Source organism: Wenzhouxiangella sp. YN9 (genome assembly GCF_056324165.1).
The window spans coordinates 269,540-281,016 of record NZ_JBJNIP010000115.1 but is presented as its reverse complement, the minus strand read 5'-3'; the positions used below and the strand labels follow the sequence as shown (position 1 = coordinate 281,016).

The 11,477-nt window shown below is 65.6% G+C and carries 8 protein-coding genes and 1 pseudogene; 3 read left to right on the top strand and 6 right to left on the bottom strand.

Annotated features, from left to right (window positions below; all coding sequences use genetic code 11):
* Positions 1–28: 28 nt before the first annotated feature.
* From ACEWQ0_RS13315 to ACEWQ0_RS13295, 5 genes are all read right to left on the bottom strand, one after another.
* Positions 29–1,051 carry an aspartate-semialdehyde dehydrogenase gene (locus ACEWQ0_RS13315; protein WP_476485570.1) on the bottom strand — a complete coding sequence of 341 codons (1,023 nt, stop codon included), beginning with the start codon at positions 1,049–1,051 and terminating at the stop codon, positions 29–31.
* Between the two features lie 128 nt (positions 1,052–1,179).
* Positions 1,180–2,280, bottom strand: a complete 1,101-nt coding sequence (gene aroC / locus ACEWQ0_RS13310; RefSeq protein ID WP_476485569.1) for a chorismate synthase — start codon at positions 2,278–2,280, stop codon at positions 1,180–1,182.
* A 134-nt stretch (positions 2,281–2,414) separates the two neighbouring features.
* The gene (locus tag ACEWQ0_RS13305; protein ID WP_476485568.1) at positions 2,415–3,989 is read right to left on the bottom strand and encodes an FMN-binding glutamate synthase family protein; all 1,575 of its coding nucleotides are present in this window, start codon (positions 3,987–3,989) and stop codon (positions 2,415–2,417) included.
* Positions 3,990–4,172: 183 nt separating this feature from the next.
* Positions 4,173–5,222, bottom strand: coding sequence for a lipoate--protein ligase family protein (locus tag ACEWQ0_RS13300; protein WP_476482369.1), 1,050 nt, complete (start codon positions 5,220–5,222; stop codon positions 4,173–4,175).
* Positions 5,223–5,238: 16 nt separating this feature from the next.
* Positions 5,239–6,837: an electron transfer flavoprotein-ubiquinone oxidoreductase gene (locus ACEWQ0_RS13295; RefSeq protein WP_476482370.1), complete on the bottom strand. Its 1,599-nt coding sequence runs from the start codon at positions 6,835–6,837 to the stop codon at positions 5,239–5,241.
* Positions 6,838–7,225: 388 nt separating this feature from the next.
* Here ACEWQ0_RS13295 and hepT point away from each other — a divergent pair.
* Positions 7,226–7,438 (top strand): annotated as a pseudogene (gene hepT, locus ACEWQ0_RS13290) (type VII toxin-antitoxin system HepT family RNase toxin); the annotation flags it as partial.
* A gap of 28 nt (positions 7,439–7,466) precedes the next feature.
* Here the strand turns inward: hepT and ACEWQ0_RS13285 are convergent.
* Positions 7,467–8,081 carry an arylesterase gene (locus ACEWQ0_RS13285; protein ID WP_476482373.1) on the bottom strand — a complete coding sequence of 205 codons (615 nt, stop codon included), beginning with the start codon at positions 8,079–8,081 and terminating at the stop codon, positions 7,467–7,469.
* Here ACEWQ0_RS13285 and ACEWQ0_RS13280 point away from each other — a divergent pair.
* Positions 8,080–8,796, top strand: a complete 717-nt coding sequence (locus ACEWQ0_RS13280; protein ID WP_476485567.1) for an ABC transporter ATP-binding protein — start codon at positions 8,080–8,082, stop codon at positions 8,794–8,796. The genes ACEWQ0_RS13285 and ACEWQ0_RS13280 overlap by 2 nt on opposite strands.
* Before the next feature lie 220 nt (positions 8,797–9,016).
* Positions 9,017–11,473: an ABC transporter permease gene (locus tag ACEWQ0_RS13275; protein ID WP_476485566.1), complete on the top strand. Its 2,457-nt coding sequence runs from the start codon at positions 9,017–9,019 to the stop codon at positions 11,471–11,473.
* The last annotated feature ends 4 nt before the right edge of the window (positions 11,474–11,477 follow it).

Here is an 11,477-nt window from a genome sequence, read left to right as displayed (position 1 = left end):
GGACGCCGTCACGCCGTCACGCAGTAGCTCATCGGCGATTGATCAGATATTCGGCGATCTGGATTGCATTCAGCGCCGCGCCCTTGCGGACGTTGTCGGACACCACCCAGAAGTCGAGCCCCCGGGGATGACTGAGGTCGCGCCGGATGCGGCTGACGAAGGTTTCGTCGCGGCCGCTGGCGTGTGTCAGCGGCGTGGGAATCTCGGGCTCGTCGATCACCTTCAAACCGGGCGCGTTGCGCAGCAGATCGCGTGCATCCTCGAGCGACAGCGGCTCGACCGTTTCCAGATGCACTGCCTCGCCGTGGCCGAAGAACACCGGCACGCGCACGGCCGTGGCGTTGACTGAGATCTGATCGGTATCGAAGATGCGCCGCGTTTCGTTGTGCATCTTCATCTCCTCGCCGGTGTAGCCGTTGTCCTGCAGCTTGTCGATCATCGGGATGACGTTGAAGGCGATCGGCGCGTTCAGGGCCTCGACCGTGGGCTCGGTGAAGTTGAAACGGTCCTTGCTCTGCTGGGCCAGCTCTTCCATGGCTTTTGCGCCACCACCGGAAACCGACTGGTAGGTGGCCACGTTGACGCGCGCCACGCCGGCGGCGCGATGAATCGGTGCGATGGCCAGCAGCATCTGGATGGTCGAGCAGTTGGGGTTGGCGATGATGCCGCCATCGGTGCCGAAATCATCCAGGACGTCGCCATTCACCTCGGGCACGATGAGCGGCACGTCCGGGTCGAGCCGGTAATGCGAGGTGTTGTCGATGACCGTGCAGCCGGCGGCCACCGCGCGCGGTGCATGCTCGGCCGACACGCTGCCGCCGGCAGAAAACAGCGCGAAATCCCAGCCGCTGAAGTCGAACTCGGCCAGATCCTGGACGGTGACCGACCTGCCCTTGAAATCAACCTGCGTGCCGGCCGACCGGCTGGAAGCCAGCACCGCCAGTTCGCTGATCGGAAACTCGCGCTCGGCCAGCAGCTCCAGCATGACCTGCCCCACCGCCCCGGTCGCACCGGCCAGGGCCACTCGATAACCTTGCTTCGCTTCGCTCATGATGTCGCTTCTTTAAGTGTGAAGTGTGAAATCTTTTAAGTGTGAAGTGTGAAATGCTCAAGTGTGAAGTGTGAAGTGCGGACCACTCGGGACTGGTTTTCTTCACACTTCACACTGAACACTTCCCACTATGATTCTCCGCCAGGAATGCGCGGCGTCTGCTCGTCCACGTCGCCGCACTGGGCGCGATCGAGCAGGACATGATCCATGATCACCAGCGCCAGCATCGCCTCGACGATGGGCGCCGCGCGAATCCCGACACAAGGGTCATGGCGACCGGTGGTGACGATTTCAACCGGCTCGCCCTGGCGATTCACCGTTTTTCCGGGCAGGCGCAAAGACGAAGTCGGCTTGAAGGCCACCGCGCACTCGACCGCCTGACCCGTCGAAATTCCGCCCAGAACCCCCCCGGCGTGGTTGGACTCGAAACCTTCGGCCGTGATCTCGTCGCGGTGCTCGGTACCCTTTTGCGAAACCGAATCGAAGCCGGCGCCGATCTCCACGCCCTTGGCGGCATTGATGCTCATCATCGCCGCGGCCAGATCCGCGTCGAGCTTGGCGTAGACCGGCGAACCCAGACCGACGGGCACGCCGGTGGCGCGGGCCTTCACCAGAGCGCCAGCGGAGTCACCCGACTTCCAGAGCTTTTTCATGTAGTCCTCGAGCGCCGCGACTCTTGATGCATCGGGACAGAAAAACGGGTTGGTGTCGATCACCGCGGGATCGAATTGCTCGTCGCAAACCTCCTCGCCGATCCGCGACAGCCAGCCGGTGATCTCGACGCCGAGACGCTCGCGCAACCACTTTTTCGCCAGCGCTCCGGCGGCCACCCGCATCGCCGTCTCGCGCGCCGACGACCGGCCACCGCCACGATAGTCGCGGATACCGTACTTGTGGTGCCAGGTGTAGTCAGCGTGCCCGGGCCGGAACTGATCGGCAATCTTCGAGTAATCCTTCGAGCGCGCGTCGGTGTTGTAGACCACAAGCGCAATCGGCGCGCCGGTCGTGCGGCCCTCGAACACGCCCGAGAGGATCTGCACGTCCTCCTGCTCCCGGCGCTGCGAGGTCCAGCGGCTCTGCCCGGTCGCCCGGCGCATCAGCTCGACGCGAATCTCGTCGGCGGCAATCTCCATGCCGGGCGGAAAGCCATCGACCACGCAGCCGATCGCCGGGCCGTGGCTCTCGCCGAAAGTCGTCAGGGTCAGGATGCGACCGAATGAATTGAACATGCAGGACTCCGCAGGGCGATCAGAAACAGGATTGATTGCAATGATACCGCTGGGCTCACAGAGCCGGTCCGTAGAATCCGCACTCTTCTGCCGCGGATCGAAGGACGGCTCCCCGGCTCAGGTCCGACACGGGTTCAGAAGTGATCGGCCGATGCCCGGCGCCAGTCGTCTGCGTAATAGTCGGGAATGTCGTCGCCGAGCAGCTGCTCGGGCTCGAGGCGCACATACATCTCGGCGTGGCTTCGCACCCGTCCCGACGGGCCGCGCTGATGAATGAATTCCGGCCCGAGCTCGTCGGGGCCGGCGCAGCCCATGGCCCCGGTGATATCGAGAAAGGACTGCACGGTGGCTGCGTGAAAATTCTTTACCCGCAGGCCCTTGGATTCGACGTCGATGGCGCGCGCGCGGCGCGGGTCCTGGGTGGTTACGCCGGTGGGGCATTTGTTGGTGTGGCAGCGCCGCGCCTGGATGCAGCCGACGGCGAACATGAACGGCCGCGCGGCGTTGCAGGCCTCGGCGCCGAGGGCGTGCTTGAGCACCATCTCGAAGCCGGTGGCGATCTTGCCGCTGGCCACCAGGCGCATGTCATCGCGCAGGCCGGCGCCGGTGAGCGCGTTGTGCACGTAGGGCAGCGCTTCGTTGATATAGATACCCAGGCGGCCGGCAAACTCGACGGGCGCGGCGCCGGTGCCGCCTTCGGCACCGTCGACGGTGATGAAATCCGGGCGGATGCCGGTGGCGATCATGGCCTTGCAGATGCCGAGAAACTCCGCCGGCCTTCCCAGGCAGAGCTTGAAGCCCACCGGCTTGCCGTCGGTCAGATCACGCAAGCGGGCGATGAATTCCAGCAGGCCGACGGGACTGTCGAACTCCGGATGGGTCGGCGGCGAGAGGCAGTCCTCGCCCATCGGGATATCGCGAACGCGGGCGATTTCCGCGTTGATCTTGGCCGCCGGCAGCAGCCCGCCGTGGGAGGGCTTGGCACCCTGCGAGAGCTTGAGCTCGATCATCTTCACGTGCTCGTCGGCCGCCTTTTCAGCAAACTTCCCGGCGTCGAAGCGGCCGTCTTTCGTGCGGCAGCCGAAATAGGCGGTACCGATTTCCCAGACCACATCGGCGCCGTACTCCAGGTGGTAGGGGCTCAAGCCGCCTTCGCCGGTGTTGTGGGCAAAGCCGCCGAGGCTGGCGCCACGATTCATCGCCAGCACGGCGTTGGCCGAAAGCGAGCCGAAGCTCATCGCCGAAATATTGAGCCGCGAGGCATCATAGGGCTGGCGGCAATCACTGCCGCCGAAGACGACGCGGCTGCAGACGGCATCGACCTGGCGCACGGCCAGCGAATGCTCGGCAAAATCGTAGCCGCTGGCCTGGATGTCGCGAATGGTGCCAAACGGCATGATGCTCTCGACGCCGTCGGCGCGCTGATTGACCACGTCACGCTGCAGGCGGTTGAAGGGCCGCCCGGAGGTTTCGGACTCGAAGAAGTACTGGCGCAGCTCCGGCCGGATGAACTCGAGCATGTAGCGCAAGTGCCCGATGACCGGGTAGTTGGTCAGGACGTTATGGCGCGAAAAGATATCGTAAATGCCCACGGCGACGAGCAGCAGGACAACCGCCAGTGCCCACCAGGCCGCGGGCCAGACCAGAGCGAGTGCAACCGTGACCAGTACGGCCAGCGCAGAGACCCAGTAGAAAATGGTGCGCGCCATGGCGTCATCATACGCCGTCCGCGCCGACGATGACGAAAACACCCGGGATCCGATCCTTGCCGAAAGACAGGGGCTGCACCGGCGCCGCGCAAGTCCGCCCTGCCCGATGCGGCTGATGCGGCTGTCCGGCCCGCCTCCGGGGAGCGCTTCCGCGACATGCGCGCATGGCTGTAACCGCCGGAATCAGGGTACGCGATGGGTCCAGTCGCGGGTCAGAAAGCGGTCCTTGACCAGGGCTTCGGCGCGCTCGAGTTCTTCGGGCCGGTAGCGGCCGGGCCGGGTGTCGTAGCGCTCGGCAAAGTGCGCGAGGAAGGCGCGCATGATGTCCTCGCGGGCCATGCCGGTCTGCGCGCGCATCGGGTCGACGCGCTTGTTGGCGCTGCGCGTGCCCTTGTCGGAGAGCTTCTCGCGGCCGATACGCAGAACCTCGACCATGCGCTCGGCGTCGATGTCGTAGGCCAGGGTGGCGTGATGCAGCACCGCGCCAGTGCCGAAGCGCTTCTGCGCCGCACCACCGATCTTGCCGGCTTCCGAGGCGATGTCGTTGATCGGCACGTAATGGGCCTTGATACCCACCGAAGCGAGGGCGCCAAGCACCCAGTCGTCGAGAAAGGCGTAGGACTGCTCGATCGACAGCCCCTCGACCAGCGAGGTGGGCACGACCAGCGAATAGGTGATGCAGTTGCCCGGCTCCATGAACATCGCCCCGCCGCCCGAAATCCGGCGCACGGCTTCGATGCCGTGGCGCTTTGCTCCATCGGGGTCGATTTCGTTGGCCAGCGACTGAAACGCGCCGATGACGACCACCGAATCGTCCCAGTCCCAGAAGCGCAGGGTGGGCGCGCGCCGGCCCGCACCGACCTCTTCGGCAATCACCTGATCGAGCGCAACGTGCATCACCGGCGCCATGGTTTCAGCCTCGATGACTTCGAAGACGTGGTCACCCCAGCCGCTGGCCTTGCCGAGCGCCCGGCGCACGGCAATGGCAACCGCGTGTGGCGAAAACCCGACCATCTCGACAGAATCATCCAGCGCGTGCTCGATGGCCTGGGCCAGCGCCGGCACGCGCGCGCTCGAGGGCATGCCCTCGAGCGCGGCATTGATCTGATCCAGCGCCGAATCGGGCTCGAGAAAGAAGTCGCCGGAGATGTTGACGCCGGAGAGCCGGCCGTCGACCACTTCGACATCGGCAGCAACCAGCTTGCCGCCGGGAACCTTGTATTCACCGTGCACCGGAAACGCTCCTGGTTTAGAGATTGCTGTAGTTGGGCCCCGAGCCACCCTCGGGCGTGACCCAGGTGATGGCCTGATAGGGATCGGCAATATCGCAGGTCTTGCAGTGCACGCAGTTGGCAGCGTTGATCTGCAGATGCTTTTCGCCGGCCTCGTCCTCGACAATTTCGTAGACGCCGGCCGGGCAATAGCGCGTGCAGGGGTTGCCGTATTCCTCGGCGCATCGGGTCACGCACACGGTGGGGTCGGCAACCTTCAGGTGCACTGGCTGATCCTCGTCGTGCGCGATATCGGCGTAGAACACCGACGCCAGGCGATCGCGCGGCGGCAGGTCGCGCTCGACGTAGTCGTAGTCGAAGCCCGGCTCGTCGAGCTTGCGGAACTGCTCATGATCGGCGTGATTGCGCAGTGTGCGCGGCAGCTTGCCGGCGGTGACCGTCTCGATGACCGCAGTGGCCATGCCCCGCCACAGGCCCTTGTTGAAGCCCGGGCGGATGTTGCGGACCTTCTTCAGCTCCGCCATGACATCGGAGCCTCGCAGGCGGGCATCGAAACCTTCGCTGCTCAATTTCTCGGCCAGGTGTTCGGCCGCAAGCATGCCCGACTTCATCGCCTGGTGGGTGCCCTTGATCTTGGGCACGTTGAGCACGCCGGCGGTATCGCCGATCAGGATGGCACCGGGCATCTCGACCTTCGGCAGCGACTGGTAGCCGCCTTCGGCCAGCGCGCGCGTGCCGGCCGAAAGGATCTCCCCGCCTTCGAGCAGCTCATGCATCATCGGGTGGTGCTTGAACTGCTGGAATGCCTCGAACGGCCTGAACATCGGATCCTGATAGTCCAGGCCGGCAACCAGTCCGATGGCGACGCGATCCTTGTCGAGGTGATAGACAAAGCTGCCGCCATAGATCTCGCCGGGCAGCGGCCAGCCAACGGTGTGCTGAATCAGGCCCGGCTGGCTGCGGCCCTCGGGCAGCTGCCACAATTCCTTCAGACCGATGCCGTAGGTCTGCGGGTCCGAATCGGCGTCGAGCCCGTATTTACGGATCGCGCGCTTGGTCAGGTGACCGCGACAACCCTCGCCGAGCACGGTCACCGGCGCGTGTATTTCAATGCCTTGAACGTAGCTGTCCTTGGGGTTGCCTTCCCGGTCGACGCCCATGTCACCGATGATCACGCCCTGGACTTCGTCGTTGTCGTTGTATGCCAGGTCGGCAGCGGCAAAGCCGGGGAACAAATCCACGCCCAGCGCCTCGGCCTTCGGCGCCAGCCAGGCGCACATGGCTCCCAGCGAGACGATGAAGTTGCCGTGATTCTTCTGCTGCGGGGGCGTGAGCAGCCGGTGTTTGCCGGTCTTGGTCAGGTAGAGGAACTGATCCTTTTTCGCCGGCACGCAGATCGGCGGCGGATCGTCGCGCCAGCCGTCGATCAAGGCATCCAGCGGCTCGGGCTCGATGACCGCGCCGGAGAGGATGTGCCCGCCGATCTCGGCGGCCTTTTCGATCACGCAGACGTTGAGGTCAGCGTTGAGCTGCTTGAGCCGGATCGCACAAGCCAGCCCGGCCGGGCCGGCACCAACGATCACGACGTCGTATTCCATGATTTCGCGTTCGGACATTCAGAATGCTCGAATTCAAGGCCAGACGCTCAAGGATACCGCCTTGCCGCACGAACTGTCAGCCGAATCCCGCTCCTGGGCCCGCTGCTATTAACCCGACATCAAAACAGGTTGCATTCAGCCGCGCTGTACATCCCGACAGCAAGGCAGCGAAACGCCGCTGTAGTGGGCCTGGAGCAAGTTTCGATAACGCCGTCTTTCGGGATGCAGAGCGCAGCCTGTCGTTCAATATCAATATGTCAGGGTCCCAAGGATGCCCCGACTTGGCGTGATCGCTCCTGGAAAGGGAATGACCCTTCACAGCGAGCGACGCCTTGATTCGGGCCATTCTTGGAGCCCTGAGTGCAACCTACTTTGATGCCGGGTTAATAACACCACCGAAGAACCGGCACCCACGACCATGGGCGAGACCTTCAGGTTGATGCATGAGGCCGAACTGATCGGTGAGGCGCTTGCCGATCGTCTGCGCGCCGCCGTTGGCTTTCGCAATATCGCGATCCACAGCTACCGAGACGTCGACTGGGCCATTGTCCACTCGATCTGCACGCATCGGCTGGACGACTTTCGCGATTTTGCGCGGCTGACCGCATCACTTATTTAACCCGGCCGCAGTGCAGCTTGCTGCCGGATCAATCGAGTAGCGCTTGCAGCTTCGGCCAGAGCGTCTCGAGGATTTGCGGCTGGGCATCGGCGGTGGGATGGATACCGTCGTCCATCAGCATGCCGGGCCGGTTGAAGATGTCGTCGAGAAAGAACGGCAGCAGCGCGATGTCGTATTCTCCGGCCAGGCGCGGATAAATGGCCTCGAAACGTTCGATGTAGGTGGGGCCGAGGTTGGGCGGCAGGCGGATCTGCATCAGCGCCACCTCGGCGCCGGCCGACTTGCCTTTGTCGATCAGGGTCGCCAGATTGTCTTCGGTCTGGGTCGGGGACAGGCCGCGCAGGCCGTCGTTGCCGCCGAGGATGATCAGCACGACGTCGGGAGCGTGGCGCTCGAGCAATCCGTCGATGCGCGTCACCGCACCGGCGGTCGTCTCTCCGGAGATGCTAGCGTTGATCACTTCGTGCTCGTCGGCAAGGCGCTCGGACAGCAGATGAACCCAGCCCGATTCACGCGGGATGGAATAGGCGTCGGAGAGACTGTCGCCGACGATCATCAATTTTTCCGCCTGCGCGGGCACAGCCGCCAGCAGGCTCACGGCCAGCATGGCCGGAATCAGGATTCGAGCGAGACAGACAATCATGGCTTCTCCCGGTAAACACATTCTCTCGGCCCGACAGCTGGGCTTTGCCGTCGACGCGCCCGGCGGGCGCCTCGAGATTCTCGAAGATATCAGCCTGGACCTGAACGCGGGCGAAACGCTGGCCATCGTCGGCGCTTCGGGCTCGGGCAAGACCACCCTGCTGGGGCTGCTCGCCGGTCTGGATCGCCCGAGCAGCGGCACGATCCGCCTGATCGGTTCCGAACTCACCGCGCTGGATGAAAACGCGCGCGCCCGGCTGCGCAAGCGCCACGTCGGGTTCGTGTTCCAGAGCTTCCATTTGCTGCCGAGCCTGACCGCGCTGGAGAACGTGATGCTGGCGCTCGAGATCGCCGGCTTCGACCGGCCGCGCCGGCGCGCGCTCGACGCGCTCGACCAGGTCGGCTTGAGCCACCGTCTGGAACACTACCCGCGCCAACTCTCAGGCGGCGAGCAGCAGCGCGTCGCCATCGCCCGCGCCTTCGCCGGCGAGCCCGACATCCTGTTCGCCGACGAACCCACCGGCAACCTCGATCAGCGCACCGGCGAAACCGTCGCCGACCTGCTGTTCGAGCTCAACGAACGCCACGGCACCGCACTGGTGCTCGTCACCCACGACACGCGGCTGGCCCGGCGCTGCGGTCGCGTGGAAGAAATCGAGGATGGTCGGCTCATCGGATCCGAACAGAAGCCGTCTGAGGCGATCGCGGGCACATGATCTGGCGAGCGAGATTGATGCAGCGCTGCAAAACCTTTGAAACGCAAAGACGCAAAGCAGCGAAGAACGCGGAGGAAAAAGACATGACTGCTCGCGAAGCTCCGTCATCCCGAGCCCTGAGGCAACGGGCTCAGGTAACTTTCATTTTCTCCTTCTTTGCGTTCTTTGCTGCTTTGCGTCTTTGCGTGTCAAGGATTTTTCGGATCGAAGCCTTCACAGCATGAACCCCACCACCCTCTCACTCAAGCTCCTCACCCGCCAGGCGCGCTCCGGCGCACTGGTCATGCTGTTTGCCGGCCTGGTGGTAGCCACGGCGGCGCTGGCGGCGGTGAGTCTGTTTACTGATCGGGTCGGCCGCGCGCTCGAGCGCCAGGCCGGCGAGGTGCTGGCCGCCGATCTAGTGGTGACCGGGCGGGAGCGGCTGCCGAGCGAATACCTGGACAAGGCCGGTGAACTGGGCCTGAAAACCGCCGAGATGGCGCTGTTGAGCACCGTGCTGTTCGTCGGCGAGGAAAGCCATCTGATCGATCTCAAGGCGGTAACCGACGACTACCCGCTGCGCGGCCAGCTCAAGCTTGCCGACCGCCTCGGCGGCGCCGAACAGGCGCTGGCCGCCGCACCGCGGCCGGGCAGCGGCTGGATGGCCGCCCGCGGCCTGCGGCTGTTCGAGACCGATACTGGCGTAAGCGTCAATATCGGGCGACGCCCGGTGACCGTCGAGCGAGTGCTGACCTGGGAGCCCGATCGCGGCGGCAGCCGCTTCATGCTCGCCCCGCGCCTGCTCATCCACATGGATGACCTGCTCGAAAGCAAGCTGCTCGGCCCCGGCGCACGCGTGCGCTGGCGCTTGCTGGTAGCCGGCAACGAGCCGGCGGTGACCGAATTCCGGCGCTGGGTCGAACCGCGGCTCGAAGACCGCCAGGGCATCGAAACCGTGGCAATGGCCGAAGCCGATACCGGCCGCGCGCTCGAGCAGGCACGCCGCTTTCTTGGCGTGGCCGCGCTGACCGCGGTCATTCTTGCCGCCGCCGCGGTGCTGCTGGCCGCGCTACGCTTCTCGCGCTCGCAGCGGGACCTGATCGCCCTGCTCAAGGCTTTCGGAGCCGACAGCCGGCAGATCATGCTGGCCCTGACCCTGCTGCTGCTGTGGCTGGCGCTGGCCGCTATCGTCATCGGCGGCCTGCTCGGTTTCGGGGCCCAGGCGATCATCGGCCAGATTCTGGCCGACGGCCCGGCGGGCCAGCTGCCGCCGGCGCGGCTGCTGCCGTTGGCAGGCAGCGGCGGCTTCACGCTGCTGCTGGCCGCCGGTTTTGCGCTGCCGCCGCTTATCGCCCTCAGAACGGTCGCGCCGATGCGCATACTCAACCGCTCGCTCGATACCCGCCCCGGCCTCGCTGGCGGGCTGTGGCTGCTGCCGATCCTGGGCGCGCTGGCCATCCCGGTGATGCAGCTTGGCGATCTGCGCCTGGCGATGATCATGCTCGGCGGCTCGGCCGGGCTCGCTGCCGTGCTGGCGCTCGCGGCCTGGCTGGCGATGGGCCTGAGCCTGAAACTGTCCCGACGCACGCGGGCCGACTGGCGCTTCGGCCTGGCCGGCCTGCACCGTCGCCGCGGCCAGGGCATCATCCAGATCACCGCCTTAGGCCTGGGCCTGATGGCGCTTCTGCTTTTGATGATCGTGCGCAGCGAGCTGCTCGAGCAGTGGCGCGGCAGCCTGCCGGACGACACCGCCGATCACTTCGTGGTCAACATCCAGCCCGATCAGAAGGACGCGGTGCGCGAAGCGCTGGTCGAGGCCGGGGCGCGCGGCCTTCAGATACGGCCGATGGCGACGGTCAGCCTGGTCGAGGTCAACGGCGAAGCACCGCCGGACCATCGCTGGGCCGGCCAGGTCAATCTCTCCTGGATCGAGCGCCTGCCGCCGGCCAACCGCGTGGTCGAGGGCGAGTTTTTCGCGCCGAGCTCAACCGGCGAGATTTCGTTGGCAAAGCGCTGGTCCGAGCGCACCGGCGTCGGCCTGGGCGATCGTCTGGCCTTCGAATCCGGCAGCCGCCGGGTCGAGGCGACGGTGACCAGCGTGCGCGAGGTCGAGTGGGAGACGTTCAACGTCAACTTCTTCATCCTGCTGCCGCCCGCCGCCGGCCAGATCCTGCCGCACCAGTTCATCGCCAGCTTCGGTCTGCCCGAAAACGCCGGGCCGCTGCGCGCCGTGCAGGAGGGCTGGCCGAACGTGTCGATCATTGATATCGGCGCCGTGCTCGATCGCATCGGTGAGATCATCGATCGGGTCTCGCGGGCCGCCCAGGTGGTGTTCTTCTTCACCCTGCTGGCCGGCCTGGTGGTGCTGCTGGCCGCCCTCGAGGCCACCCGCGACGAGCGCCGCCGGGAAGCGGCCCTGATTCGCGCCCTGGGTGCCGGCGACGCCATGGTCCGCCGCGGCCTGCTGATCGAATACGGCGCCATGGCCCTGATTGCCGCGGTGCTGGCCACCGGCGGCGCGGCGCTGACCGGCTGGCTGCTGGCCCGCGAGCTGTTCGAATTCGCCTATCGCCCGTCAGCGCTGTTGCTGGCCACGGGCTTTCTGGCGTCGTTCGTGCTGGTGGTTGGCAGCGGCTGGCTGGGCAACCGCTCGGTGCTGCGCAGCTCCCCGATTCGCATTCTGCGCGCGGGCGGGTAAGGCG

Bases quoted from the DNA above. Each gene is read 5' to 3' on its own strand.
- aroC (WP_476485569.1), bottom strand. From the start codon at position 2,280: ATGTTCAATTCATTCGGTCGCATCCTGACCCTGACGACTTTCGGCGAG.
- ACEWQ0_RS13305 (WP_476485568.1), bottom strand. From the start codon at position 3,989: ATGGCGCGCACCATTTTCTACTGGGTCTCTGCGCTGGCCGTACTGGTC.
- ACEWQ0_RS13295 (WP_476482370.1), bottom strand. From the start codon at position 6,837: ATGTCCGAACGCGAAATCATGGAATACGACGTCGTGATCGTTGGTGCC.
- ACEWQ0_RS13280 (WP_476485567.1), top strand. From the start codon at position 8,080: ATGGCTTCTCCCGGTAAACACATTCTCTCGGCCCGACAGCTGGGCTTT.
- ACEWQ0_RS13285 (WP_476482373.1), bottom strand. From the start codon at position 8,081: ATGATTGTCTGTCTCGCTCGAATCCTGATTCCGGCCATGCTGGCCGTG.
- ACEWQ0_RS13315 (WP_476485570.1), bottom strand. From the start codon at position 1,051: ATGAGCGAAGCGAAGCAAGGTTATCGAGTGGCCCTGGCCGGTGCGACC.
- ACEWQ0_RS13275 (WP_476485566.1), top strand. From the start codon at position 9,017: ATGAACCCCACCACCCTCTCACTCAAGCTCCTCACCCGCCAGGCGCGC.